This is a genomic window from Streptomyces akebiae (assembly GCF_019599145.1).
In the GTDB taxonomy this organism is placed as follows: Bacteria; Actinomycetota; Actinomycetes; order Streptomycetales; family Streptomycetaceae; genus Streptomyces; species Streptomyces akebiae.
The window spans coordinates 4,317,768-4,343,268 of record NZ_CP080647.1; the positions used below are offsets into that span (position 1 = coordinate 4,317,768).

22 protein-coding genes are annotated in these 25,501 nt (G+C 71.0%); 13 read left to right on the top strand and 9 right to left on the bottom strand.

From position 1 onward, the window contains the following. Positions 1-113: 113 nt before the first annotated feature. From K1J60_RS18530 to K1J60_RS18540, 3 genes are all read right to left on the bottom strand, one after another. Positions 114-731: a TetR/AcrR family transcriptional regulator gene (locus K1J60_RS18530; protein WP_220647172.1), complete on the bottom strand. Its 618-nt coding sequence runs from the start codon at positions 729-731 to the stop codon at positions 114-116. Continuing rightward, complete coding sequence (locus tag K1J60_RS18535; protein WP_220647173.1) at positions 728-1,549, bottom strand: sugar phosphate isomerase/epimerase family protein; 822 nt, start codon at positions 1,547-1,549, stop codon at positions 728-730. Before K1J60_RS18535 ends, K1J60_RS18530 begins: the two co-directional genes overlap by 4 nt. 208 nt (positions 1,550-1,757) lie before the next feature. After that, positions 1,758-2,690 (bottom strand): Ppx/GppA phosphatase family protein, encoded by a 933-nt coding sequence (locus tag K1J60_RS18540; RefSeq protein WP_220647174.1) that lies wholly within the window; start codon positions 2,688-2,690, stop codon positions 1,758-1,760. A 71-nt stretch (positions 2,691-2,761) separates the two neighbouring features. Here K1J60_RS18540 and K1J60_RS18545 point away from each other — a divergent pair, with 71 nt between their 5' ends. Beyond that, positions 2,762-3,700, top strand: coding sequence for a hypothetical protein (locus K1J60_RS18545; RefSeq protein ID WP_220647175.1), 939 nt, complete (start codon positions 2,762-2,764; stop codon positions 3,698-3,700). 118 nt (positions 3,701-3,818) lie between these two features. Here the strand turns inward: K1J60_RS18545 and K1J60_RS18550 are convergent, their stop codons facing one another. Then, on the bottom strand, positions 3,819-5,648 hold the full coding sequence (locus tag K1J60_RS18550; RefSeq protein ID WP_220647176.1) for a BACON domain-containing protein: 1,830 nt from the start codon (positions 5,646-5,648) through the stop codon (positions 3,819-3,821). A 251-nt stretch (positions 5,649-5,899) separates the two neighbouring features. On the opposite strand from K1J60_RS18550, the gene K1J60_RS18555 reads away from it, so the two are divergent. The 3 genes from K1J60_RS18555 (at position 5,900) to disA (ending at position 10,137) form a co-directional block, all read left to right on the top strand. Further along, positions 5,900-7,294 (top strand): alpha/beta hydrolase, encoded by a 1,395-nt coding sequence (locus K1J60_RS18555; RefSeq protein ID WP_220647177.1) that lies wholly within the window; start codon positions 5,900-5,902, stop codon positions 7,292-7,294. A gap of 227 nt (positions 7,295-7,521) precedes the next feature. Next, positions 7,522-8,931 (top strand): DNA repair protein RadA, encoded by a 1,410-nt coding sequence (gene radA, locus K1J60_RS18560; protein ID WP_220647178.1) that lies wholly within the window; start codon positions 7,522-7,524, stop codon positions 8,929-8,931. 81 nt (positions 8,932-9,012) lie between these two features. Beyond that, positions 9,013-10,137 carry a DNA integrity scanning diadenylate cyclase DisA gene (gene disA / locus K1J60_RS18565; protein ID WP_220647179.1) on the top strand — a complete coding sequence of 375 codons (1,125 nt, stop codon included), beginning with the start codon at positions 9,013-9,015 and terminating at the stop codon, positions 10,135-10,137. Positions 10,138-10,246: 109 nt separating this feature from the next. On the opposite strand, the gene K1J60_RS18570 is transcribed toward disA, so the two are convergent. Next, positions 10,247-11,086: a hypothetical protein gene (locus tag K1J60_RS18570; protein ID WP_220647180.1), complete on the bottom strand. Its 840-nt coding sequence runs from the start codon at positions 11,084-11,086 to the stop codon at positions 10,247-10,249. Between the two features lie 321 nt (positions 11,087-11,407). On the opposite strand from K1J60_RS18570, the gene K1J60_RS18575 reads away from it, so the two are divergent. From K1J60_RS18575 to cseC, 6 genes are all read left to right on the top strand, one after another. Continuing rightward, positions 11,408-12,523 carry an LLM class flavin-dependent oxidoreductase gene (locus K1J60_RS18575; RefSeq protein WP_220647181.1) on the top strand — a complete coding sequence of 372 codons (1,116 nt, stop codon included), beginning with the start codon at positions 11,408-11,410 and terminating at the stop codon, positions 12,521-12,523. Positions 12,524-12,580: 57 nt separating this feature from the next. Next, the gene (locus K1J60_RS18580) at positions 12,581-13,522 is read left to right on the top strand and encodes an HhH-GPD family protein (protein ID WP_220647182.1); all 942 of its coding nucleotides are present in this window, start codon (positions 12,581-12,583) and stop codon (positions 13,520-13,522) included. A 317-nt stretch (positions 13,523-13,839) separates the two neighbouring features. Beyond that, entirely contained in the window at positions 13,840-14,391 is a 552-nt protein-coding gene (locus K1J60_RS18585; protein WP_220647183.1) for a SigE family RNA polymerase sigma factor, read from the top strand. Further along, positions 14,379-15,065 (top strand): hypothetical protein, encoded by a 687-nt coding sequence (locus K1J60_RS18590; protein WP_220647184.1) that lies wholly within the window; start codon positions 14,379-14,381, stop codon positions 15,063-15,065. The genes K1J60_RS18585 and K1J60_RS18590 overlap by 13 nt, the downstream gene beginning before the upstream one ends. 99 nt (positions 15,066-15,164) lie before the next feature. Then, a complete protein-coding gene (cseB, locus tag K1J60_RS18595; protein WP_220647185.1) occupies positions 15,165-15,872 on the top strand; it encodes a two-component system response regulator CseB in 708 nt (235 codons plus the stop codon). 17 nt (positions 15,873-15,889) lie between these two features. Next, complete coding sequence (gene cseC / locus K1J60_RS18600) at positions 15,890-17,371, top strand: two-component system sensor histidine kinase CseC (protein WP_259407783.1); 1,482 nt, start codon at positions 15,890-15,892, stop codon at positions 17,369-17,371. 147 nt (positions 17,372-17,518) lie between these two features. Here cseC and K1J60_RS18605 read toward each other — a convergent pair whose 3' ends face one another. Continuing rightward, positions 17,519-19,159, bottom strand: coding sequence for an MDR family MFS transporter (locus tag K1J60_RS18605; protein WP_220647186.1), 1,641 nt, complete (start codon positions 19,157-19,159; stop codon positions 17,519-17,521). Between the two features lie 170 nt (positions 19,160-19,329). Between K1J60_RS18605 and K1J60_RS18610 the strand changes: the two genes are divergently transcribed. Both K1J60_RS18610 and K1J60_RS18615 read left to right on the top strand, forming a co-directional pair. Continuing rightward, positions 19,330-19,950 carry a TetR/AcrR family transcriptional regulator gene (locus K1J60_RS18610; RefSeq protein WP_220647187.1) on the top strand — a complete coding sequence of 207 codons (621 nt, stop codon included), beginning with the start codon at positions 19,330-19,332 and terminating at the stop codon, positions 19,948-19,950. Positions 19,951-20,020: 70 nt separating this feature from the next. Next, the gene (locus tag K1J60_RS18615) at positions 20,021-20,209 is read left to right on the top strand and encodes a hypothetical protein (protein ID WP_220647188.1); all 189 of its coding nucleotides are present in this window, start codon (positions 20,021-20,023) and stop codon (positions 20,207-20,209) included. 27 nt (positions 20,210-20,236) lie between these two features. Here K1J60_RS18615 and K1J60_RS18620 read toward each other — a convergent pair whose 3' ends face one another. Beyond that, positions 20,237-20,839 (bottom strand): M23 family metallopeptidase, encoded by a 603-nt coding sequence (locus K1J60_RS18620; RefSeq protein WP_220647189.1) that lies wholly within the window; start codon positions 20,837-20,839, stop codon positions 20,237-20,239. A 456-nt stretch (positions 20,840-21,295) separates the two neighbouring features. After that, positions 21,296-23,821, bottom strand: a complete 2,526-nt coding sequence (locus tag K1J60_RS18625) for an ATP-dependent Clp protease ATP-binding subunit (protein ID WP_220647190.1) — start codon at positions 23,819-23,821, stop codon at positions 21,296-21,298. Between the two features lie 430 nt (positions 23,822-24,251). Between K1J60_RS18625 and K1J60_RS18630 the strand changes: the two genes are divergently transcribed. Next, positions 24,252-24,908, top strand: a complete 657-nt coding sequence (locus tag K1J60_RS18630) for an SCO3374 family protein (RefSeq protein ID WP_220647191.1) — start codon at positions 24,252-24,254, stop codon at positions 24,906-24,908. Here K1J60_RS18630 and K1J60_RS18635 read toward each other — a convergent pair. Further along, entirely contained in the window at positions 24,887-25,222 is a 336-nt protein-coding gene (locus K1J60_RS18635) for a histone-like nucleoid-structuring protein Lsr2 (RefSeq protein WP_033524724.1), read from the bottom strand. The genes K1J60_RS18630 and K1J60_RS18635 overlap by 22 nt on opposite strands. Between the last annotated feature and the right edge of the window lie 279 nt (positions 25,223-25,501).

Genomic DNA, 25,501 nt, shown 5'->3' on the forward strand with positions numbered 1-25,501 from the left:
GAGTCGAGCGTACGCCCGTTGCGCCAAGGGTCGGACAGCTTGTCCGGAATACGGGATGACTGTCTCGGTTCGCGGCTGCGGGCGCGTGGCGGTCGCTCGCGAGGTTCCGGGCACTAAGAGGGCGCCGTGAGGTGCGCCTGCACCACGGGGGCCACCCTCTTGATGATCTGCTCCGGGTCCGCCGACGCAACCGGCTCGACCTTGATCACGTACCGCAGCATCGCGATGCCCACCAGCTGCGCGGCGGCCAGCTCGGCCCTCAGCTCCGCGTCCGGTACCTCCAGGCGGTCGGCGATACGGCGGAGCACCTGCGTGGCGATGATGCGGCGGAAGACGGCGGCGGCGGCCTCGTTGTTCACGGCGGACCGGACGATCGCGAGCAGGGGCGTACGGGTGGCGGGGTTCTCCCAGACACCGAAGACGAACCGGGTGAGCCGCTCGCCCACACCGTCGAGCGGCCCCTCCTCGACGGCCTGGGGAGCCTGCATGGCCGGGCCGAAGGAGAGGGTGACGGCGGCCTCGAACACCTGCTCCTTCGTACCGAAGTAGTGGTGCACCAGCGCCGAGTCCACCCCGGCGGCCTTGGCGATGCCGCGTACGGACGCCTTGTCGTAGCCGCGCTCGGAGAACTCCTCGCGGGCCGCTGCCAGGATGCGGTCGCGGGCGGCGGGCGTGTCGGCCGATTCCGTGCGGGAGGGCCTGCCCCTGCGGCGGGGGGTGGCCGGGGTCACCGTCGGGGAACCCGCGCGGCGGAGGCGAGATGCAGCCGGGTGAAGGCGAGTGCCTCCGCCAGGTCGGCCTCGCGCTCGGCGGCGGACATGGCACGGCGGGTGTTGACCTCGATCACGACGTGGCCGTCGAAACCGCTCAGGGCGAGACGTTCCAGCAGTTCGGCGCAGGGCTGGCTGCCGCGGCCCGGGACGAGGTGCTCGTCCTTGGCCGACCCCCTGCCGTCCGCCATGTGCACATGGCCGAGGCGGTCGCCCATGCGGCCGACCATGTCCAGGGCGTCGGTGCGGGACGTCGCGGAGTGGCTGAGGTCGATCGTGAAGTGCCGGTAGTCGTCCTTCGTCACGTCCCAGTCGGGGGCGTACGCGAGCATCTCGCGGTCGCGGTAGCGCCAGGGGTACATGTTCTCGACGGCGAACCGGACGTCCGTCTCGTTCGCCATCCGCCAGATCCCGGTGACGAAGTCACGCGCGTACTGGCGCTGCCAGCGGAACGGCGGGTGGACGACGACCGTGCTCGCGCCGAGCTTCTCGGCGGCGGCCTGGGCGCGCTGGAGCTTGACCCACGGGTCGGTGGACCACACGCGTTGGGTGATCAGCAGACAGGGCGCGTGAACGGCGAGGATGGGGATCTGGTGGTAGTCGGAGAGGCGGCGCAGGGCCTCCAGGTCCTGGCTGACCGGGTCGGTCCAGACCATGACCTCCACGCCGTCGTACCCGAGGCGTGCGGCGATCTCGAAGGCCGTGGCCGTCGACTCCGGGTACACGGAGGCCGTGGACAGGGCGACCTTCGCGTCCGGGATCCGTACGGGTTCTGCCACGCGGCACAGCCTACGGGGTGGGGCCTCGCCCGTGCGCCGTCGGGGGCGCGCACGCGTGAAAGGCCAGGCCCCGCGAACCTGGAAGACCACGGGGCCGCGGGGTGAGAACGACGCTCAGCCCCTGCTTCTCAGGGGCGCGGGAACCTGCGCGAGTAGCCCCTCGCACCCGCGCCCGACGACTCACCCGACCACACGTCCCACCTGGGCCCTACGCCGTACCCATGTGATCCAGCCGCCGCAGAATCACACCCTCCCGAAGCGCCCAGGGACAGATCTCCAACGTCTCCACCTGGAACAGATCCATCGCGGCCTCCGCGACCAGCGCACCGGCGAGGAGCTGGTTGGCGCGCCCCTCGGACACGCCCGGCAGGGCCGCTCGCTGGGCGGTGGTCATGCCGGCGAGTTTGGGCACCCAGGACTCCAACGCGCCGCGCTTGAGGTCGCGCTGGACGTAGAGCCCCTCGGCGGAGCGGGCGGCGCCGCCGATACGGGCGAGCTGCTTGAAGGTCTTGGAGGTGGCGACGACGTGGTCGGGGGCCCCGAAACGGCTGAACTCCCCGACCGTACGGGCGATCTGGGCGCGTACATGGCGGCGCAGGGCCCGGATGTCGTCGGGGGTGGGCGGGTCGCCGGGGAGCCAGCCGGCGGTGAGGCGGCCGGCGCCGAGCGGCAGCGAGGCCGCGGCGTCGGGCTCCTCGTCTATGCCGTAGGCGATCTCCAGGGAGCCGCCGCCGATGTCGAGGACGAGGAGCTTGCCGGCCGACCAGCCGAACCACCGGCGGACGGCGAGGAACGTCAGCCGGGCCTCCTCGGAGCCGGTGAGGACCTGGAGCTCCACGCCGGTCTCGTCCTTGACACGGGCGAGGACGTCGTCGGCGTTGCTGGCCTCACGCACCGCCGACGTGGCGAACGGGAGCAGCTCCTCGACGCCCTTGTCCTCGGCGGCCTGGAGCGCCTCGTGGACGACGGCTATGAGTTTGTCGACCCCTTCGGGGTCGATGGCCCCGGCCTCGTCGAGGAGTTGGGCAAGGCGCAGTTCCACCTTGTGCGAGTGCGCGGGCAGAGGGCGCGCGCCCGGGTGTGCGTCCACCACCAGCAGATGCACCGTGTTCGATCCCACGTCGAGGACACCGAGTCTCATGGGCGGAACGCTACTGCCAGCGGAGGCGTGGACCGTCCTCGATGCGGCTTCGGGCGCCGTACCCTGGACGGGTGCCAAAGACGAAAAAGGCAAAGGCCGACAAGTCGGCAGCGGGAGCGGCGTCCGGAGCGGCTGCGGCCGGCGGCTCTTCGCGAGCGAAGGCGGCGACCAGGCCACCGAAGTCGGCGAAGGGCTCGGCGGAGTCCACGGTGCCGGACGAGAAGGGGCTCGATTTCGCGCGCGCGTGGGTGGAGTTCCCTGATCCGGCGGACGACGAGCAGGTCTTCCGCTGCGATCTGACCTGGCTGACGTCCCGCTGGAACTGCGTCTTCGGCAGCGGCTGCCAGGGCATCCAGGCGGGCCGCGCGGCCGACGGGTGCTGCACCCTGGGCGCCCACTTCTCGGACGAGGACGACGAGAAACGCGTCGCCGAGCATGTGGCGAGACTCACTCCGGAGATCTGGCAGTTCCACGATGTGGGCACGGAGTCCGGCTGGGTCTCGAAGGACGAGGACGGCGACCGGCAGACCCGCCCGTACAAGGGGTCGTGCATCTTCCAGAACCGCCCGGGTTTCGCCGGGGGCGCGGGCTGCTCGCTGCACATCCTGGCGCTCCGGGAGGGGCGCGAGCCGCTGGAGACCAAGCCGGACGTCTGCTGGCAGCTGCCGATCCGCCGCACCTACGACTGGATCGACCGGCCCGACGACACCCGGGTGCTCCAGGTGTCGATCGGCGAGTACGACCGTCGCGGCTGGGGCCCCGGCGGTCACGACCTGCACTGGTGGTGCACCTCGGCGACCTCGGCGCACGGCGCGGGCGACCCGGTGTACGTCTCGTACCGCCCGGAGTTGATCGAACTGATGGGCAAGGAGGGGTACGACCGCCTGGTCGAGCTGTGCGAACAGCGACTGGCCTCCCGACTGCCCCTGGTGGCGCCGCACCCTGCGGATCCGGCGGAGCCGTCTGGTCCGTCTGGTCCGTCTGGTCCGGCAACTGCCGCAGGTCGATAGGCCGACGGGCGGCGGCAGCGGGCCGTTTCCCGTCCGGGGAGTGAGGAAAGGACCATCGGTCCCCTCTCGGCTCCCCCTCTCGCCCCCTCCCTGACTCCCTGGCTCCCTCCCCGCCGGTCTACGACGCCGGCGGGGGGTCGCCGCCTCCGTCGCCCGGTGGTGTCGTGGGGCCGCCCGGGTCCGTGGGGGCCGGGTCGGTGGGGGGCGGGGTGGGGTCCGGCTGGGCCGGGCCGGTGGGCGTGGGGTCCGGGTCAGGAGTGGGCGGTGGCGCGGTGGGCCTCGGCGGGCCCGGGTCCGGGACCGGTGGGGTCGGCCGGTGGTCGACCGGCGGCGTCGGAGCCGGACCGTAGCCCTCGATCGTCACCACGGCGTCCGATGGGTCCAGCGTCACCCGCGCGGTCCAGTACCCGGTGGGTTCGCTCAGCTGGTCGACGTACACCTTGATCGTCAGGGACTCGCCGGGTTTCAGGGTGCCCGAGTACTGGCTGAGGTAGAGCCAGTCGGCGCCGGTGCGGGCGGACCAGCGGACGGACGAGTCACCGGTCGCCCTGAGGGTGATGAGGGTGGTGTCGCCGTCGTTCGCGGCGGCGACGGCGAGTGCGCCCCGCCCTTTGCCCTGGCTGACCTCCACGGACACGTCGTCCGACGCGTGCTTCCCCCGGCTGTGGCGGGCGTCGGGCCTGGTCCGGGCGTTGCCGGCGTTCTCGTATGCGTCGCCACCGCCGTCGCCGACGGTGCCGTCGCCGTCGCCCTGCTCCTCGCCCGCGCTGACCGAGCGGCCGTCGCTCCCCTCGCCGATGAGGGGGGCGCCCCGGTAGGCGGCCCAGAGGGCGAAGACCGGCGCGGCGACGACGGTGGCGACGACGGTGGTGGTCACGGCCCGCGCGCGCAGCCGTTCCCGGCGGGCCGCGCGGTCCCGCGGGTCCATGGGGAAGCCACGCCGGTCGAAGCGCGGGGCGCCGCCACGCGCGCGGGTGAGATGGGCCATCGCGGGACCCAGGGCGGCGCGTGGCGCTTCGAGCACCGGCAGCGCGGCGGGCGTGACGGTGGTGCCGGGCCAGCGGCCGGGGACGGCGCGCTCGGCGGCGCGACGGCAGACGGGGCAGTCGTCGACGTGCCGGACGAGCTCGCGGCGCAGGGTGGCGCTCAGGACGAGCTGATGGTCACCGGTCAGCAGGGCGACGCTCGCGCAGGCGCCGGTCTCGACGACGGCGAGGGCGGCCCGGGTGCGCTCCACCTCGCAGGCGGCGGAGGCGAGCAGCTCCCGCGCGGCCGTCGCGTCCATGCCCAGCACGGCGGCGACCTCATGCGCGGTGAGCTGATGCCGTACGGCCAGCTCCAGGGCCTCGCGCTGCTCGGGTGTGGTGCCGGCCACCTCCGGCCAGGCGAGCAGGGCGAGTTCACGCCGCCGCTGCCGTTCCTCGTCCTCGGAGAGGACGACGGCCCTCACGGCGCCCTTGGCGGCGCGCCCCTTCTCCGCGCGCCCCTTCTCCGCGCGCCCCTTCTCCGCGCGCCCTTTCTCCGAGCGCGCCGCTTCCGGGCGCGTCATTTCCGAGCGCGTCTTCTCGGCGTGCGCCTTCTCGGCCCCACCGCCGTGCACCGGTTGGCGCGCGGAGACACGCGCGCCCGGACGCTTCTGCCTGACCTCGGCGAGCTTGCGCAGACAGGCCCAGCGGGCCAGTGCGTACAGCCAGGCCCGGCGGTCGTCGGCGGTGTCCGGCCCCCGGCGCCGCTCGGCGAGCGCGAGCACGTCGGCGAGCGCCGCGGTGGCCGCGTCGCGGTCGCACAGCACGGACATGCAGTAGGTGAACAGGCCGTCCAGGTACGGCTCGTAGCGCGCCGGCGGGCGCTGCGCCACCGCGCGCGCCGCCGCCCGATCGCGCGCCTCACGGTGCGCCCGGTGTGCGCCGGTGGTGCGGGTCGAGGTTTCCGGACTGATGCTCATCATTCATGGACGGTAGGCGCCCGGAACCAGCACCTTCTCGCCCCTTGAGCACATTTACTCCGTACGGGTGAAACGATCCCTCATAAGGGGACAGGAATCCCGCATTCCGCGGCGCGCGGGAACCATGGCCGAATGTTGTGCACTTTATTGACTGCCACCAGAAAATAGCCCTACCTTCCTTTGTGGTCCGAGCTACTCCCAAGTACGAGCGGGCAACGTCCCCCCTCCTCCGCGTCGACAGGAGCCCCACCCCCATGGCCGCACGCACCCGACGCTCCACCCGCCGCTCCACCAGCCGAGCCCTCGCCGCCCTGGCCGCGACCGTCGTCCTCTCGCTGACCGGCGCCTCCGTCTCGACCGCCGCCCCCCTGACCGCCGCGCCCGCCGTCGAACGCCTCAACGGCACCCTCCCCGACGGCGCCACCTGGATAGCGGACGTCCCCGAGAACTGGAACGGCACGCTGATCGTCTTCAGCCACGGCTTCGGCTCGACGGTGCCCCAGAACGCCCCCCGCGAGGCCGTACGCCTCCGCCTCCTCGAAGAGGGCTACGCCCTCACCGGCTCCTCCTACGACACCAGCGAGACCCTCTGGGCCCTGGAGAGCGCGGAGCGCGACCAGGTCGCCACCGTCGCCGCGGTCACCGAGAGGATCGGCGAACCCACCCGCACCCTGTCCATCGGCCAGTCCATGGGCGGCCTGGTCAACGCCCGGCTCGCCCGCTCGGGCGCCGGCGGGATCGACGGCGCCCTGGGCCTGTGCGGTCTCGTGGCCGGCGCCAACGACCTGCACTCCTACCAGCTCGACGCCGAGTACACGATCGCCCGGCTCCTGCTCCCCGGCACTCCCGTGAAGCTGGTGGACTTCGCCTCCGAGGCCGAGGGCGCCGCCACGGGCCAACAGCTCACCGACGCCGTCGTCGCCGCCCAGAAGACCCCTGAGGGCCGGGCCCGGATCGCCCTCGCCGCCGCCTACCTCAACCTGCCCACCTGGGCGCCCGGCAAGGACCGCCCCGCCGCCGGTGACCGGGAGGAGCAGCAGGCCCAGCAGTACGAGTGGCTGGCCCAAGGCATCCTCAACCGCGTCGAGCTCGCCCGCTTCCACGTGGAGAAGGCCCTCGGCGGCAACAACTCCGGGAACAAGGGCGTCGACTACGCGCGCGTGCTCGCGGGCTCCCAGCACGCACCCCTGGTCAAGGCCCTCTACAAGAAGGCCGGCCTCGACCTGCGAGCCGATCTGCGCGACCTGACCGCCAACGCCACCATCACCGCCGACCCGGCCGCCGTCGCCGCCGGCCTGCGCACGTCCTCCGCGGGCCAGGGCCTCGCCGTCCCCCTCCTCAACATCCACACCACCGCCGACGGCCTCGTCCCCGTCGAACAGGAGTCCCGCTTCGCCACCCGGGTCCGCGCCTCCGGCGACGCCGCGCAGCTCCGCCAGGCCTACGTCGAGCGCCAGGGCCACTGCACCTTCACCACCGCCGAGACGGTGGCCGCCCTCCACGCCCTGGAGTCCCGTCTCGACACCGGCCGCTGGGGCACCTCCGCGACCCCGACCGCCCTCCAGTCCGCCGCCACGGCCCTCGACCTCGACGGCGCGGCCTACGTCCCGTACCGCCCGGCCGAACTGACCATCGGCCGCCGCCCGTAGAAACCGGCCCCGCCGTCCGTCATGGGACGGACGGCGGCCGAGCAGAAGAACGGCCGGGCCGACTTGGCCGGTGCGTGGAAGCCCGTAGGCCACCAGGCGACGGGCTCCACGCACCGGCCCGGCCCGGCCCCATCCACCGCCGGACCCACCACCCCACAACGCCCTTCCCCACGTAAGCCATTCGGCCGACGGTCTGAGATGTCAGTGCCCTCCGTTACGGTTCGTCCATGGCTGCCCGTACGAAGACCACGAAGGACCGCCCGTCCTACCGCTGCACCGAATGCGGCTGGCAGACGGCCAAGTGGCTGGGCCGCTGCCCCGAATGCCAGGCCTGGGGCACGGTCGAGGAGTACGGCACCCCCGCCGTCCGTACGACGGCCCCGGGCCGCGTCACCACCTCCGCGGTCCCCATCGGCCAGGTGGACGGCCGCCAGGCCACCGCCCGCTCCACCGGCGTCCCCGAGCTCGACCGAGTCCTCGGGGGCGGCCTCGTCCCCGGCGCCGTCGTCCTCCTCGCGGGAGAGCCCGGCGTCGGCAAGTCCACCCTCCTCCTCGACGCCGCCGCCAAGTCCGCGAGCGCCGAACACCCCACCCTGTACGTCACGGGCGAGGAGTCCGCCAGCCAGGTCCGCCTGCGCGCCGACCGCATCGGCGCCCTCCACGACCACCTCTACCTCGCCGCCGAGACCGACCTCGCCGCCGTCCTCGGCCACTTGGACGCGGTCAAACCGTCCCTGCTGATCCTGGACTCGGTCCAGACCGTCGCCTCCCCGGAGATCGACGGCGCCCCCGGCGGCATGGCCCAGGTCCGCGAGGTCGCCGGCGCCCTGATCCGCGCCTCCAAGGATCGCGGCATGTCGACGCTCCTCGTGGGCCACGTCACCAAGGACGGCGCCATCGCGGGCCCCCGCCTCCTGGAGCACCTCGTCGACGTGGTCCTGCACTTCGAGGGCGACCGGCACGCCCGCCTCCGCCTGGTCCGCGGCGTCAAGAACCGCTACGGCGCCACGGACGAGGTCGGCTGCTTCGAGCTGCACGACGAGGGCATCACCGGCCTGACCGACCCCAGCGGGCTGTTCCTCACCCGCCGCGACGAACCCGTCCCCGGCACCTGCCTGACCGTCACGCTGGAGGGCCGCCGTCCCCTGGTCGCGGAAGTGCAGTCGCTCACAGTGGACTCGCAGCTCCCCTCCCCCCGCCGGACCACGTCCGGCCTGGAGACCTCCCGGGTCTCGATGATGCTCGCGGTCCTGGAGCAGCGCGGCCGGATCAGCGCCCTCGGCAAGCGGGACATCTACTCGGCGACGGTCGGCGGCGTGAAGCTGTCGGAGCCCGCGGCGGACCTCGCGATCGCGCTGGCCCTGGCATCCGCGGCGACCGACACCCCCCTGCCCAAGAACCTCGTGGCGATCGGCGAAGTGGGCCTCGCGGGCGAGGTCAGAAGAGTCACCGGCGTCCAGCGCCGGCTGTCCGAGGCACACCGCCTCGGCTTCACCCACGCGCTCGTTCCGTCCGATCCCGGCAAGGTTCCTCCCGGTATGAAGGTCCTGGAAGTGGCCGACATGGGAGACGCGCTGCGGGTACTGCCCCGATCCCGTCGGCGAGAGGCCCCACGGGACGACGAGGACCGCCGGTAGACTTTGCCCAGGTCTCGCCCGTCCGTACGAACCACGTGTGCGAAACGGGAGCGCCCCAGAACCTGCGACCGGAGGAGTGCAGTGGCAGCCAACGACCGGGCAGCAGCTCCCGGAAAGTCCGGTGGGAGCTCCGGTGCCGATGGCCTGATGCGCGCCTCACTGAGCGCCGTGGCCCCAGGCACGGCCCTGCGCGACGGGCTAGAACGGATTCTCCGCGGCAACACCGGCGGACTCATCGTGCTGGGCTCCGACAAGACCGTCGAAGCCATGTGTACGGGCGGTTTCGTCCTGGATGTCGAGTTCACGGCCACGCGCCTGCGTGAGCTGTGCAAACTGGACGGCGGCATCGTCCTCGCCTCGGACCTCTCCAAGATCCTCCGGGCGGGCGTGCAACTGGTCCCCGACCCGACGATCCCCACGGAGGAGACGGGCACCCGGCACCGCACGGCCGACCGCGTGAGCAAGCAGGTGGGCTTCCCCGTCGTCTCGGTCTCCCAGTCGATGCGCCTCATCGCGCTGTACGTCGACGGACAGCGCCGCGTCCTGGAGGACTCGGCCGCGATCCTCTCCCGCGCGAACCAGGCCCTCGCCACCCTTGAGCGCTACAAGCTCCGTCTGGACGAGGTGGCGGGCACTCTCTCCGCCCTGGAGATCGAGGACCTGGTGACGGTCCGGGACGTCTCGGCGGTCGCCCAGCGACTGGAGATGGTCCGCCGCATCGCCACCGAAATCGCTGAATACGTGGTCGAACTGGGCACGGACGGCCGTCTCCTGGCCCTCCAGCTCGACGAACTGATCGCGGGCGTCGAACCGGAACGCGAGCTGGTGGTCAGGGACTACGTGCCCGAGCCCACCGCCAAACGCTCCCGTACGGTCGACCAGGCCCTCCACGAACTCGACGCCCTCACCCACGCCGAGCTCCTCGAACTCCCCACGGTCGCCCGCGCCCTCGGCTACACCGGCTCCCCCGAGGGCATGGACTCGGCCGTCTCCCCGCGCGGTTTCCGCCTCCTCGCCAAGGTCCCGCGCCTCCCGGGCGCCATCATCGACCGCCTCGTGGAGCACTTCGGCGGCCTCCAGAAACTCCTCGCCGCCAGCGTCGACGACCTGCAGACGGTCGACGGCGTCGGCGAGGCCCGAGCCCGCAGCGTCCGCGAGGGCCTGTCCCGCCTGGCGGAGTCGTCGATCCTGGAACGCTACGTCTGACCGACCGCCCCACGGCAGCCCACACCGGACGAGGTCGAGGTCGAGGACAAGGCCGAAGACCGACAGGGGATCCGGGGACGCAGCCCTCAGGCCCGCCCGCCCCCGTCCGTCAGTCCTTCTCCAGCACGAAGGACGTCCGGGCCGTGGCCAGCCCCGGCGCCTTCGCCTCGACGAGGTACGTCCCGGCAGTGGCCGAACCGGGGGACGGGGTGGCGCAGTTGGGGGCGCTGGGGTCGCGGTTCCACTCGACGGTGTAGGTGACCCGGTCACCGGCCGGCACCTTGAACATCAGGCTGCCCGCCGTCTCATGGCAGTCGTCGGACGCCCAGAACGTGTCGTCGGCGTCGGCCGGGGTGATCGTCACCACCGTGTTGTCCGGCCCGAGATCGAGCTTGCAGTCCCCACCGGAGGAGTTGCGGGCGATCAGTTCGAACGTCGGGTTCACCCCGGGTTCGTAGGCGTTACGCACGCTGCGCACGGTCAACTTCACCGCCCCGGCGGTGCAGTTGGGCAGACTGGACCCCGCCGGAACCTGCTCGCCGGAGCTGCTCCCGTTCTTGCCGCCGTCGTCGGACGTGCCCCCACCCGCCGCACCGGCGCCGGCAGTCGTGTCCCCACCACCGGAACCCGAGCCGGAGCCGGACCCCGAACCCTCGCCCGAACCGGTGCCGGAACTGTCGCCCCCGGAGCTCGACTCGTCACCCGACTCGTCGCGTCCGCCCGGCGCTTCACTGATCGCGGGACCGGAACCGGACGGCCCGGGAGTGATCGAGGTCACGGGATTCTTACCGCCGGGCTCACCCGCGTTGTTGTCGCCGTCTCCGCCACCGCCGGTGACGACCCACACGACGAGGATCGCGAGCAGACCGACGACGGTCAGCAGAACGGCCCTCCGGCGCCAGTAGATGGTGGAGGGAAGCGGCCCGATCGGATTGCGCAGAGATCCCACGGCGCAAACTGTACGAGAGATCCGGCACTTCGCTGGCCCCACCCGCCGCCCGAAACCTCAACTTTTCCGGATCATCATCCCGGTCGTTCCCGTGATCGCCGCGACTGACCGCCCCGTGATCGCGGTGTGTGATCACAGAGCCCGTACGGGCACGATCCGTGACCGCCCTCGGATCGCGCGATCAGCACCAACTCTCCGTCCCTCCACGTCCGTTCACGGAACACACGCTCCGCCGACACCGAGTCCACTCGGCGCCTGCCTCGACCCACCTGCCACAATCGTCCCCACCACCGCAGCACGTCGCAGGACTTGGAGAAGACCATGGCCGGATCCGAGACCGTGGAGAACGGCGCCGGCGCACCGGCGTCGAGGCCGTTGCGCAAGCTGGGGTTCCTGACCATCGGGCTGTTCGACGAGGCCGACCCGCGCCGGGGCCACGAGTCCACCCTGGAGATCATCGAGCTGGGTGAGCGGCTCGGATTCGACAGCGCGTGGCTGCGCCACCGTCATCTGCAGTACGGCATCTCCTCCCCCGTCGCGGTCCTCGCGGCCGCCTCGCAGCGCACGAGCCGTATCGAACTGGGCACCGCCGTCATCCCGTTGGGCTGGGAGAACCCGCTGCGGCTCGCCGAGGACCTGGCCACGGTCGACCTCCTCTCCGGCGGCCGGCTCAACCCGGGGGTCAGCGTCGGACCGCCGATGCACTACGACACCGTCAAGGCGGCGCTCTACCCGGACACGGCCGACGCGGAGGACTTCGGCTTCGAACGGGTCCGGCGGCTCCTGGGCTTCGTACGCGGCGAGGCGGCCACGGACTTCAGCGGCATCGAGGGGTTCGAGGTCTTCTCCGACCGGGTCCAGCCGCACTCCCCCGGGCTGGGCGCCCGGATGTGGTACGGCGGCGGCAGCCTCCGGTCGGCGCGGTGGGCAGGCGAGAACGGGATGAACTTCCTGACCAGCAGCGTGGTGAAGGCGGAGGGGCCGGTGGAGGGAGTGGCGGCGGAGCCGGGGACCGCGGAGCCGGGGACCGCGGCCGCCTCCGGGACGGTGGACTTCGCCGAGATCCAGCGCTCGCACATCCGGGAGTTCCGCGCGCACCACCCCGACGGCGAGCGGGCCCGGGTCTCGCAGGGCCTCGTCGTCATCCCCACCGACTCGGCGAACTCGGAGCAGCGCGCCAAGTACGAGGCGTACGCGGCGAAGCGGTTGCCCCGGACCACCGCGCCGCAGGGGCCGGGGCGGCTCCTGTTCGCGCCGGACCTGGTGGGCACGTCCGCGGAGATCGCCGAGCGGCTGCGGGCGCACGTCGCGTTCCGCGAGATCGACGAGGTGGCCTTCGCGCTGCCGTTCACCTTCGCGCACGAGGACTACGTCCAGATCCTCACGGACATCGCGACGAGGTTGGGGCCGGCGTTGGGTTGGCACCCGGCCGACTGACGACCAGGCCCCGCATCCCGCCCCCACTACATCCCGCATGGCAGGATCGACCGTGCCATGACTGCACCCACGAAACCTCAGAGCAGCCCTGCCGACGTAACCCCCACCTCCACCCCCACCCCCACGGCCACCGATCTGCACACCCCGGTGATCGCCTGGTTCGAGACGCACGCCCGTGATCTGCCCTGGCGGCGACCGGAGGCCGGGCCATGGGGGGTGATGGTCAGCGAGTTCATGCTTCAGCAGACACCGGTCAACCGTGTACTGCCCGTCTACGAACAGTGGTTGGCGCGCTGGCCCCGTCCGGCGGACCTCGCCAAGGAACCACCTGGTGAGGCGGTGCGCGCGTGGGGCCGGCTCGGTTACCCCCGTCGCGCACTGCGGCTCCACGGCGCGGCGGTGGCCATAACGGAACGGCACGGCGGCGACGTACCACGCGAGCACGCGCAGCTGCTCGCCCTGCCGGGGATCGGCGAGTACACGGCCGCGGCGGTGGCGTCGTTCGCGTACGGGCAGCGGCACGCCGTGCTCGACACGAACGTGCGGCGGGTCTTCGCCCGTGCGGTGAGCGGCACGCAGTACCCGCCGAACGCGACCACGGCCGCCGAGCGGAAGCTGGCCCGGGCCCTGCTGCCCGAGGACGACGGGACGGCGTCCCGGTGGGCGGCCGCGTCGATGGAGCTGGGCGCGCTGGTGTGCACGGCGAAGAACGAGACGTGCGGGCGTTGTCCGATCGCCGGGCAGTGCGCCTGGCGGCTGGCGGGGAAGCCCGCGCACGAGGGTCCGGCGCGGCGCGGTCAGACGTACGCCGGTACCGACCGCCAGGTGCGCGGCAAGCTGCTCGCCGTTCTGCGGGAGGCGATCGGGCCGGTGCCGCAGACCGTGCTCGACCGGGTGTGGGACGAGCCGGTGCAGCGGGCGCGCGCCCTGGACGGGCTGGTCTCCGACGGACTCGTGGAACCCCTCCCGGGGGGCCTCTACCGCCTCCCCCTCACCTGACCCACCGGTGTCACCGACGGGGTAAACCGGCCCATCTCCCCCTGAAAGCCCACTCCGCTTTACCCCGTTCCTCCTTCTGTTACACAACCGACGGACAGCCGAGCGTTCTCCGCAGGCTGCCTCGGACGTCTCCGTGACAACCCCTCCGTAGCTTCATTGGCGTACCGCAGGAACCCGCGAAACGAACCGGCGGATCCGGCGGAACGAGCGGTACGCACCGCGAATCGCATGCGGCACGCACCAGCACACGAAGCGGCGGACAGCCGGCACCGCGCCACAGCGCGGACGTCGGAAACGGGGAACGGAGGCGGTTGATCATGGCGCACGGCGAGGTGCTCGAATTCGAGGAGTACGTCCGTACCCGGCAGGACGCGCTGCTGCGCAGCGCCCGCCGGCTCGTGCCGGACCCGGTGGACGCCCAGGATCTGCTGCAGACGGCGCTGGCACGGACGTACGGCCGCTGGGACGGCATCGCGGACAAGCGGCTGGCGGACGCCTACCTGCGCCGGGTCATGATCAACACGCGTACGGAGTGGTGGCGGGCCCGCAAGCTGGAGGAGGTCCCGACCGAGCAGCTGCCGGACGCCTGCATCGACGACTCCACCGAGCAGCACGCGGACCGCGCCCTCCTGATGGACATCATGAAGGTGCTGGCACCCAAGCAGCGCAGTGTCGTGGTCCTGCGACACTGGGAGCAGATGTCCACGGAGGAGACGGCCGCCGCCCTCGGCATGTCGGCCGGCACGGTCAAGAGCACGCTGCACCGTGCGCTGGCCCGACTCCGCGAGGAGTTGGAGTCGCGGGACCACGAAGAGCGCGCCGCCCGCGCGCTCGAAGCGAGCGAGGAGCAGGAGCGTTGCGCGGCCTGAGCACAGCGGCCGGCCCCCGTCCGGGGGTCAGGCGGGCCACGAAGGCGGTGATCACGGCGGTGGCCGTGCTCGCCGCCCTCGCCCTTTCCGTGTCCGCCTGCGGCACGGGCGGCACCGGTGCCCGGGACGAGGGACCGGCCGACAGCGACTCCCTCGCGGCGGGCGGGGCCACACCGTCCGTCTCCGGTTCGGCGGACGCCGACGGGGAGGGCGACCACCCGAGTGTCGCCGAGGTCGTCCGGATGGTCCGCGCGGACCCGGAGGTCAGCAAGGCGGTCAAGAGCGACCTGAGGCCGTGCGTGGCCGACGAGTACCCGGTGGACGTGACGTACGGGGACCTGACCGGAGGTTCGACCGACGACCTCGTGGTCAATGTGATGACCTGCGCGGACGCCGTCGGTGTGGCGTCGTACGTGTACCGCGCGGAGAAGAAGGGGACGTACCGGAGCGTCTTCCTGTCCGAACAGCCCCCCGTCTACGCGGAGATCGACCGGGGCGACCTCCTGGTCACCCGGCAGCTGTACGAGAATGGCGACCCTTCCTCGTATCCGACCAGCGAGGAAGTGACCACCTATCGCTGGATCAAGGACGACTTCGTCCAGCGTTCCAGCACGCGCACCGAGTACAGCACCGCGGTGGGCGGCGCGGAGTCGGCGACTCCCGGGTCGAGCTGAGCCGAGTCCAGCCGCCCCCGCCCCACCCGATCTACCCGACCCACCCGCCCTTCCCGACCAACCCGACACCCTTCGACCGAGAGCGAGCGAGATCACCGGATGGCAGAGCAGACCCATGTCCTGTTCGTCGAGGACGACGACGTCATCCGCGAGGCCACCCAGCTCGCCCTGGAGCGGGACGGATTCGCGGTCACGGCCATGCCCGACGGACTGTCGGGGCTGGAGGCGTTCCGTGCGAACCGGCCCGACATCGCCCTCCTCGACGTCATGGTCCCGGGCCTGGACGGGGTCTCCCTGTGCCGCCGCATCCGGGACGAGTCGACCGTCCCGGTGATCATGCTCTCCGCGCGTGCCGACTCGATCGACGTGGTGCTGGGCCTGGAGGCGGGCGCCGACGACTACGTGACCAAGCCGTTCGACGGCGCGGTCCTGGTCGCCCGGATCCGCGCGGTGCTGCGCCGCTTCGGCCACGCGAGCGGCGGTGACGCCAAGGCGGAGGAGGCCGGGGCCGCGGGCACCGGCGGGGTGCTCACCTTCGGCGAACTGGTGATCGACACCGAGGGCATGGAGGTGCGGAAGTCGGGGGTGCCGGTGGCGCTGACACCGACCGAGATGCGGCTGCTGCTGGAGTTCTCGTCCGCCCCCGGCACGGTTCTCTCCCGTGACAAGCTGCTCGAACGCGTGTGGGACTACGGCTGGGGCGGTGACACCCGGGTCGTCGACGTCCATGTCCAGCGGTTGCGCGCGAAGATCGGCCAGGACCGGATCGAGACGGTCCGCGGCTTCGGCTACAAGCTCAAGGCCTGAGCGGGGACGGGACCGACATGGAGTCGAGGGGGATACGAGGAGGGCGGCGGGCGCCGGAGGCGACACGCGCCGCCGCCGGCCGCCCGTTCGGCGGGCTCGCATCGGGGGCGAGGCCGGCACCGGACGCGAGGTCCGCGTCGGGCACGGGGCCCGCTTCGGGCACGGGGTCCGCTTCGGGCATCCGGACGGGGCTGCGCTGGCAGTTGAGCGCGGCGATCGCTCTGGTCGGAGCGCTGGTGGCGGTCGCGCTGAGCCTGGTCGTGCACAACGCGGCACGCGTCTCGATGCTCGACAACTCACGCGACCTCGCCAACGAGCGCATCCAGGTCGCCCAGCGCATGTACGAGTCGGGCCGCCCGCTGAAGTCCGGCGCCTTCGGGGTCAAGCTCGACGACCCCGACATCCCGAAGGACCTGCTGGCCAAGGTCAGCGAGGGTCGCCGGGCCACCTACGTGTCCGAGGGCGAGAACGGGGTGCCCGACATCTGGGCGGCGGTCCCGCTGAAGGACAAGCGGGTCCTGTCCCTGCACACCGACTTCACCGACCACAGCTCGGCGGTGATGCGGGACCTCGACCAGGCCCTGCTCATCGGCTCGATCGCGGTCGTCTTCGGCGGCTCGGCCCTCGGAGTCCTCATCGGCGGACAGATGTCCCGTCGGCTGCGCAAGGCGGCGGCCGCCGCCCACGAGGTGGCCAAGGGTGAGTCGGACGTACGGGTGCAGGACGCTATCGGCGGTGTCGTACGCGACGAGACCGCGGAGCTGGCGCGGGCCGTGGACGCCATGGCCGACACTCTGCGGCAGCGCATCGAGGCGGAGCGCCGGGTGACGGCGGACATCGCCCACGAGCTGCGTACGCCGGTGACCGGACTGCTGACGGCCGCGGAACTGCTGCCCCCGGGCCGCCCCTCCGAGCTGGTCCGCGACCGGGCCCAGGCGATGCGCACGCTCGTCGAGGACGTGCTGGAGGTGGCCCGCCTCGACGGGGCCTCCGAGCGGGCCGAGTTGCAGGACATCATGCTGGGTGAGTTCGTGGCCCGGCGGGTGGCGGCGAAGAACGCGGACGTGCGCGTGCAGGTCGTGCACGAGTCGGAGGTGACGACCGACCCCCGCCGTCTTGAGCGGGTCCTGCTGAACCTGCTGGCCAACGCGGCGAAGCACGGCAGACCGCCGATCGAGGTGTCCGTCGAGGGCCGCGTCATCCGGGTCCGCGACCATGGCCCCGGCTTCCCCGAGGAACTCCTCGCCGACGGGCCCCGCCGTTTCCGCACCGGCGCCTCGGACCGGGCCGGCCAGGGTCACGGCCTCGGCCTCACCATCGCCGCCGGCCAGGCGCGCGTCCTCGGTGCCCGCCTCACCTTCCGCAACGTCCGCCCGCCCGGGTCCCCGGACGCGGTCCCGGCGGAGGGCGCGGTCGCCGTCCTCTGGCTCCCGGAACACGCCCCGACGAACACGGGAAGCTACCCGATGCTGCCGATGTCGAACGACGCGACGGGGTAGGGCGGTGAAAAGCACGGGGCGCAGCCCCTGCTTTTCCGGGGCGCGGGGAACTGCGCGAGAAGCCCCACGCCCGCACCCGCACCCGCACCCGCCAATGCACCGAACCCCCCGAGCTCAACCGCGAACTCAGGGGGCCCACTCACACCATCAGACGGCCGCCGCAGCCTCCTTCGCCCCGGCCTCCCCCGTCTTCCCAGCGGCCCCAGCCGCCCCACCCCCATCGGACGCATCCGCCGCAGAAGACCCCCCGGCCCCCCGCAACGGCACCTCCTTCACGAACACCGCCGCCACCAGCGCCACCACGGAGACAACCGCCCCCAGCAGAAACGCCGAGTGCGTCCCGGAGGACACCGCGTACTGGTACGCCTCCCGCGCGGCCTCCGGCAGCTTCGCCAGACTCGCCGCGTCCAGCTGCGCCGACTGCTCGGTCACGCTGGACCCCAGCGCCCCGGCCCGCTCGGCCATGACGTCCTGCACCCGGCTGTTGAACAACGCGCCCATGATCGCGACGCCGAAGGACGACCCGAGGGTCCGGGACAGCGTGGTCGTGGACGAGGCGACGCCCATGTCCTTCATCTCGACGCTGTTCTGCGCGACCAGCATGGTGATCTGCATCAGGCATCCCATACCGGCACCCAGCACGGCCATGAACAGCCCGGACGTCACCCGGCTCGTCCCGGTGTCCATCTGCGCCAGCAGGAACAGCCCCACGATCATCAGGACGCTCCCGACGACCGGGAAGACCTTGTAGCGGCCGCTGTTCGTGGTCACCCGCCCGGCCACCATCGACACCGCGAGCATCGCCCCCAGCATCGGCAGCAGCAACAGCCCGGAGTTGGTCGCGGAAGCGCCCTGCACGGACTGCTGGTACAGCGGCAGGAACAGCACCGCGCCGAACATCACGAACCCGGTGAAGAACCCGATCACGGACATGAGCGTGAAGTTCCGGCTGCGGAAGATGTGCAGCGGGATCACCGGCTCGGCCGCCCGCTTCTGCACGATCACGAACCCGACCAGCGAGGTCACCCCGAGCGCGATCAGCTCCATGATGACGGCCGACCCCCAGGCGTACTCGGTGCCGCCCCACGTGGTCACCAGCACGATCGCCGTGATGCCCACGGTCAGCAGGGCCGCGCCCAGATAGTCGATGTCCCGCGCCGAGCGCCCCTCGCGCGACGGCTTCGGCAGGTGCAGCACGGCACTGATGGCGATCAGCGCCACGATCCCGAGCGGCAGGTTGATGTAGAAGGACCAGCGCCAGCCCCAGTGGTCCGTGATGGACCCGCCCACCAGCGGCCCGCCGATCATGGCGAGGGCCATCACCCCGGCCATCATGCCCTGGTACTTGCCGCGCTCCCGCGGCGGTATCAGGTCACCGATGATCGCCATGACGCCGACCATCAGCCCGCCGGCGCCGAGTCCCTGCACCGCGCGGAACCCGATGAGCTGGCCCATGTCCTGGGCCATCCCGCTCAGCGCGGACCCGATCAGGAAGATCACGATCGAGGCCATGAAGACCCGCTTGCGGCCGTAGAGGTCGCCGAGCTTGCCCCAGATGGGCGTGGAGGCGGCGGTCGCGAGCGTGTAGGCGGTGACGACCCACGACAGATGCTCGAGACCGCCCAGCTCACCCACGATCGTCGGCATCGCGGTCCCGATGATCATGTTGTCGAGCATCGCGAGCAGCATGGCGATCATGAGCGCGAGCAGCACCACCCGCACACTGCGCGGCTGCGGCCCGTCCGTCTCGGCCCCACCGCTCACCTCGTTCTTCTTCTCCGCATCCATCGCGGTCCTCCACTCCCCCCGGAGCATCCGAGCACTTACTTGCCGACCGGCTAGTTGTCTACACTGAGGGAAACTAGGCCCCTAACTAGCCGGGCGTCAAGTAAGTTTGACGGGCTTGGCCGAGGCTTGACCGACCGACCCGGGCCATCCGAACGGCGAGGAGTACGAGGATGAGCGGCACGGCACAGGACGCGACGGGCGCGACGAACGCGACGCCGAAGCGGCAGCGTCGCGGCGACACCCGCCAGCGCATCCAGGACGTCGCCCTCGAACTCTTCGCCGAGCAGGGCTACGAGAAGACCTCGCTGCGGGAGATCGCCGAACGTCTCGACGTGACGAAGGCGGCGCTGTACTACCACTTCAAGACCAAGGAAGACATCCTCATCGGCCTCTTCCAGGACCTGCAGCGCCCGATCGACGAACTGATCGAGTGGGCGGGCACCCAGCCGCGCACACTCGACACCAAGAGGGAGATCCTGCGCCGCTACAGCGTGGCCCTGGCCGACGTCGCCCCGCTCTTCCGCTTCATGCAGGAGAACCAGGCGACGGTGCGCGAGCTGAGCGTCGGCGAGACGTTCAAGGACCGCATGATCCGGCTGATCGACACCATCAAGGAACCGGACGCCGCCCTGACCGACCAGGTCCGCTGCACGAGCGCCCTGTTCACGATGCACGCCGGCATGTTCGTCCTCCAGGACGTCGAAGGCGACCCCGAGGAGAAGCGCAAGGCCGTCCTGGAGGTCGCGATCGATCTGGTGACTCAGGCGCACGCCGGAACCGGACGCCCTTGAGGGCCGTCGCATCCGGGTAGACCCTCAGAGCTTTCGGGATCCTCCCGGACACCCGCACGAGGAGGCCCGGATGAACGCCGACGACTACGCCCGGATGACCGACGAGGAGCGCGAGGCCCACGACCGCAGACACCACGTCGCCGGCCTCGCCGGCGCGGTGGCGGTCGTGATCGCGATGATCGTGCTCATCCTCTACTTCAACGACTACTACGCCGACACCCCGATGTGCGGCACGGGCCAGGACTACGGCCCGTGCTGACCGGCCACGGCCTCAGGCACGAGCGGCTCAGATGCTGACGCCCTTGGTGCGCAGGAAGGCGACCGGGTCGATGGCCGAGCCGTAGTTCGCGGTCGTACGGATCTCGAAGTGCAGGTGCGGCCCGCTGGAGTTACCGGTGTTGCCGGAGAGGGCTATGCGCTGCCCAGTCTTGACGACCTGCCCGGCCTTCACGTTCACCTTCGACAGGTGGGCGTACTGCGAGAACGTGCCGTTGCCGTGCTTGATGACGACGGCGTTGCCGTACGCCGGGCCGTCACCGGCACCATTGCCGCCGGCCTTCACGACGGTGCCGCCGTGCGCCGCGGCGACGGCCGTACCGCTCTTGACGGCGAAGTCCTGGCCGCTGTGCTTCGCGGACCACATGTTGCCGGCCTGCGCGAACCGCGCGCTCAGCTTGTAGCCCTTGACGGGGCCGACCCAGGAGGCCGCCTTCTTGGCGGCGGCGGTCTGGACGGTGGCGGTGCCGGCGCTCGTGGCCTGGGCACCACCGGCGGCGGCCGCGACCCCGGCCCCCAGCACACCCGAGACACCCACACCCACGGCCGCCACGGCGGCGCGGACACGGAGCTGGGACATACGGGAACGGGGAGTGCGAACACGCTGCGACATGGAGTACCTCACGGGGGACGGAGACAGGGAACGTGCCTCGGTGGACACGAATCCCACCCGGCACGCATCTGCGGCCGCCGAATGGGACGACACCTTGGTACCCCGACCCCCCGAAACCCCCCAAACGTGTGACCTACGACCGAACGTCGTAGGTCTACAGAAATCACCCCTCTCATTGACACCCACCCCCAAACCACCCCTCACCTGCACAGCACGACGCGAATCCCCGACCGCGAGGCCTTAATGTCCGTTTTGCCCGTCAACGGTTCACCACTATTTCACCTAGTACCGGACAAATGACCTGTGCGGCACGTCACCGGTACCGGCCGGAAAGAACTCGGGAATGTGACGCCGACTACGAGGCCCGCATCACTCATTTCCGACACGAAAAAGGGGCTGCCCCGGGACCGAAGTCCCGGGGCAGCCCCTTCTGCTCGCTCAGGCCGAGCGCAGCGGTTACGCGTCCTTGCTCAGGTTCGGTCCCGCACCGCCGGCCGCCTGCTCGATCGGCGGCACATCCGGCAGGGCCGCCTTCTCCTCACCCCGGAAGGTGAAGATCTGGGTCTCGCCCTCGCCCTCGGTGTCCACGACCACGATGTGGCCGGGGCGCAGCTCGCCGAAGAGGATCTTCTCGGAGAGGGTGTCCTCGATCTCGCGCTGGATGGTCCGGCGCAGCGGCCGGGCGCCCAGCACGGGGTCGTACCCCTTCTTGGACAGCAGTTCCTTGGCGGACTGGGAGAGCTCGATGCCCATGTCCCGGTCCTTCAGGCGCTCGTCGACCTTGCCGATCATCAGGTCGACGATCGCGAGGATGTCCTCCTGCGTCAGCTGCGGGAAGACGACGACGTCGTCGACACGGTTGAGGAACTCGGGCCGGAAGTGCTGCTTGAGCTCGTCCGAGACCTTGTTCTTCATGCGCTCGTAGTTGGTCTTCTTGTCGCCCGAGGCCGCGAAGCCCAGGTTGAAGCCCTTGGAGATGTCCCGGGTACCGAGGTTGGTCGTCATGATGATGACCGTGTTCTTGAAGTCCACGACCCGGCCCTGGGAGTCGGTCAGCCGACCGTCCTCCAGGATCTGCAGCAGCGAGTTGAAGATGTCCGGGTGGGCCTTCTCGACCTCGTCGAAGAGGACGACGGAGAACGGCTTGCGGCGGACCTTCTCGGTCAGCTGGCCGCCCTCTTCGTAGCCCACGTAGCCGGGGGGCGAGCCGAAGAGCCGCGAGACCGTGTGCTTCTCGCTGAACTCCGACATGTCGAGGGAGATCAGCGCGTCCTCGTCACCGAAGAGGAACTCGGCGAGCGCCTTGGACAGCTCGGTCTTACCGACACCCGACGGGCCGGCGAAGATGAACGAACCACCGGGACGCTTCGGGTCCTTGAGACCCGCGCGCGTACGACGGATCGCCTTCGACAGCGCCTTGACGGCGTCGACCTGGCCGATGACCCGCTTGTGGAGCTCGTCCTCCATGCGCAGCAGACGCGAGGACTCCTCCTCGGTCAGCTTGAAGACCGGGATGCCGGTGGCGGTCGCGAGGACCTCGGCGATCAGCTCGCCGTCGACCTCGGCGACGACGTCCATGTCACCGGCCTTCCACTCCTTCTCCCGCTTGGCCTTGGCGGCCAGGAGCTGCTTCTCCTTGTCGCGGAGGGAGGCGGCCTTCTCGAAGTCCTGCGAGTCGATCGCGGACTCCTTGTCCCTGCGGACACCGGCGATCTTCTCGTCGAACTCGCGGAGGTCCGGCGGCGCGGTCATCCGGCGGATGCGCATCCGGGAACCGGCCTCGTCGATCAGGTCGATCGCCTTGTCCGGCAGGAAGCGGTCCGAGATGTACCGGTCGGCGAGCGTCGCCGCCTGCACCAGGGCCTCGTCCGTGATCGAGACACGGTGGTGCGCCTCGTACCGGTCGCGGAGACCCTTGAGGATCTCGATGGTGTGCGGGAGCGAGGGCTCGGCGACCTGGATGGGCTGGAAGCGGCGCTCCAGGGCCGCGTCCTTCTCCAGGTGCTTGCGGTACTCGTCCAGCGTGGTGGCGCCGATGGTCTGCAGCTCACCGCGGGCCAGCATGGGCTTCAGGATGGAAGCCGCGTCGATGGCGCCCTCGGCGGCACCCGCACCGACCAGCGTGTGCAGCTCGTCGATGAACAGGATGATGTCGCCGCGGGTGCGGATCTCCTTGAGGACCTTCTTCAGGCGCTCCTCGAAGTCACCGCGGTAGCGGGAGCCGGCGACCAGCGCGCCGAGGTCGAGGGTGTAGAGGTGCTTGTCCTTGAGGGTCTCGGGCACCTCGCCCTTGACGATGGCCTGGGCGAGGCCCTCCACGACGGCGGTCTTGCCGACGCCGGGCTCACCGATCAGGACCGGGTTGTTCTTGGTACGGCGGGACAGCACCTGCATGACCCGCTCGATCTCCTTCTCGCGCCCGATGACCGGGTCGAGCTTGGACTCACGAGCGGCCTGGGTGAGGTTCCGGCCGAACTGGTCGAGGACCAGGGACGTGGAGGGGGTGCCCTCGGCGGGACCGCCGGCGGTGGCGGTCTCCTTGCCCTGGTAACCGGAGAGCAGCTGGATGACCTGCTGCCGCACCCGGTTGAGATCTGCGCCCAGCTTGACCAGGACCTGGGCGGCGACGCCCTCGCCCTCACGGATCAGGCCGAGCAGGATGTGCTCCGTGCCGATGTAGTTGTGGCCCAGCTGAAGGGCCTCGCGGAGCGACAGCTCCAGGACCTTCTTGGCACGGGGGGTGAAGGGGATGTGGCCGGACGGAGCCTGCTGCCCCTGCCCGATGATCTCCTCCACCTGCTGGCGGACCGCCTCGAGCGAAATCCCGAGGCTCTCCAGGGCCTTAGCGGCGACACCCTCACCCTCGTGGATCAGGCCCAGGAGGATGTGCTCGGTGCCGATGTAGTTGTGGTTGAGCATCCGGGCTTCTTCCTGAGCCAGGACGACAACCCGCCGCGCGCGGTCGGTGAACCTCTCGAACATCGTTAATCGCTCCTCAGAGCGGTCAGGCAGTGAGGGGACGCTCCCCTCGCTGTCCTTCCGCAGCTTAGTCCCGCAAGCGGGGACCGCTCATTCCAACTGCCGACACCGTCCTTGGCCTCCTGACCCCGAACGCCGACATCTGCTCCAACCCGATGGTGCGAGACGATGTTCCCGCAGGCCAGGCAGTTACCCTCACCATCAGTACGCCGATGGCGAACGTGAGACGGCCTTTCCTGCGTGTCGCCCCCTCCCACTAGGGATGTCTTACCCGTAGGCACTGACACTCCATGCCGGATGCACCGGTTCCCTCCGCTAAGGGCGAACATCCTTGCGTCACCGCACACTGGGGAACGCCCCCTTTCCCGGAACTCTCCGCATCCACGCCGAGACCCAGCGTAACTCTGGGCCTCTTCGCCCGGTTGCTCCTGACATGGCCATCGTCCCCCTTCCCCGCCGACCGCTCGACCCGAGCGCTTCCTCGGCCGCCGCCTCGCGCGATGTCCCGGGTGAGACCCCGTGCGACGCGGTGCGGTGGTGGTACGAGAACGATCTCGGCTGGGCGACCGTGCCCGGGACGCCCGTACATCTCATTACGGGCCTGCGCTTCGATGTGCTCGACGTACCGGTGGAAGCGGGGGTCGCGGCGCTGCGGCACCTGGGGCCGGTGCCCGGTCCGGGCTCACCGGTGGCGCTGTGCGGCGGGCGGATGCTGCTGCTGGTCGCGGCCGGGAGCGCGGAAGAGTTGCCGGGGCTGTTGCAGTGGCTGGACTGGGGCGGCCTCGACCTGGACCTCACTGCCGTCGGAACGGGCGGTCACATGGTGGCGCCGACGCCTCCGGACGGAGCCGGAAAGCGTGGGGGCGTGCGCGGGGAGGCTGGTTCACAGGGGGCCGCCGAGTGGCTGCGGCCCCCCGAGCCGGAGTGCGAGGTCGAACCCTCGCTGCCGAGCATGTCGGCGTTGGGGGGCGGTGGGGGCGCCCCCGACCTCGTGCGAGTGGTGGACACGGTGGCGACGCACTGCCACCGCGTCCGGCTGCGGCGCGCGAGCACCGGGCCGTCGGAATCTCAGCCGTTGGCCTTCTCGTAGGCCTCGCGGATGGAGGCGGGGACGCGACCGCGGTCGTTGACCTCGTAGCCGTTCTCCTTCGCCCAGGCGCGGATGGCCGCGGTGTCCTGGCTGCCGCCGGAAGCGGCACGGGCCTTGCCACGCCCTCCCGCAGCACGGCCTCCGGTACGCCGACCACCCTTGACGTAGGGGTCGAGAAGGCCGCGAAGCTTGTCCGCGTTGGCGGTCGTGAGGTCGATCTCGTACGTCTTGCCGTCCAGCGCGAACGTCACGGTCTCGTCCGCCTCGCCGCCGTCGAGGTCGTCGACAAGAAGGACCTGAACCTTCTGTGCCACCGGATTTCCTTTCATCGATAACTTCAGGGCCGAGGGCCTGCGGCGAGCGCCGCTGTTTCACGTCCCCTGTTATATGCAGTACTGCAGTACGTCGGAAAGCAAACCGCTTTTCCAGGAAAAACACAAACCCCTGGGAGAGACCGGGGAGAGACCCCGGAGAGGACGAGAGCCCGGGGAAGACCGGAAACATGCGCGTTTCGGACATAGGCCCCGTGGGCAAGGCGACCCTCACCGGGAGCTCACCCGGGAAGGGCTCATGGAACGCCTCAGCGGAATTGG

Coding starts and splice junctions, on each gene's coding strand:
- K1J60_RS18540 (WP_220647174.1), bottom strand. CDS start 2,690: ATGAGACTCGGTGTCCTCGACGTGGGATCGAACACGGTGCATCTGCTG.
- K1J60_RS18550 (WP_220647176.1), bottom strand. CDS start 5,648: ATGATGAGCATCAGTCCGGAAACCTCGACCCGCACCACCGGCGCACAC.
- K1J60_RS18555 (WP_220647177.1), top strand. CDS start 5,900: ATGGCCGCACGCACCCGACGCTCCACCCGCCGCTCCACCAGCCGAGCC.
- radA (WP_220647178.1), top strand. CDS start 7,522: ATGGCTGCCCGTACGAAGACCACGAAGGACCGCCCGTCCTACCGCTGC.
- K1J60_RS18575 (WP_220647181.1), top strand. CDS start 11,408: ATGGCCGGATCCGAGACCGTGGAGAACGGCGCCGGCGCACCGGCGTCG.
- K1J60_RS18580 (WP_220647182.1), top strand. CDS start 12,581: ATGACTGCACCCACGAAACCTCAGAGCAGCCCTGCCGACGTAACCCCC.
- K1J60_RS18585 (WP_220647183.1), top strand. CDS start 13,840: ATGGCGCACGGCGAGGTGCTCGAATTCGAGGAGTACGTCCGTACCCGG.
- cseB (WP_220647185.1), top strand. CDS start 15,165: ATGGCAGAGCAGACCCATGTCCTGTTCGTCGAGGACGACGACGTCATC.
- cseC (WP_259407783.1), top strand. CDS start 15,890: ATGGAGTCGAGGGGGATACGAGGAGGGCGGCGGGCGCCGGAGGCGACA.
- K1J60_RS18605 (WP_220647186.1), bottom strand. CDS start 19,159: ATGGATGCGGAGAAGAAGAACGAGGTGAGCGGTGGGGCCGAGACGGAC.
- K1J60_RS18610 (WP_220647187.1), top strand. CDS start 19,330: ATGAGCGGCACGGCACAGGACGCGACGGGCGCGACGAACGCGACGCCG.
- K1J60_RS18615 (WP_220647188.1), top strand. CDS start 20,021: ATGAACGCCGACGACTACGCCCGGATGACCGACGAGGAGCGCGAGGCC.
- K1J60_RS18620 (WP_220647189.1), bottom strand. CDS start 20,839: ATGTCGCAGCGTGTTCGCACTCCCCGTTCCCGTATGTCCCAGCTCCGT.
- K1J60_RS18625 (WP_220647190.1), bottom strand. CDS start 23,821: ATGTTCGAGAGGTTCACCGACCGCGCGCGGCGGGTTGTCGTCCTGGCT.
- K1J60_RS18630 (WP_220647191.1), top strand. CDS start 24,252: ATGGCCATCGTCCCCCTTCCCCGCCGACCGCTCGACCCGAGCGCTTCC.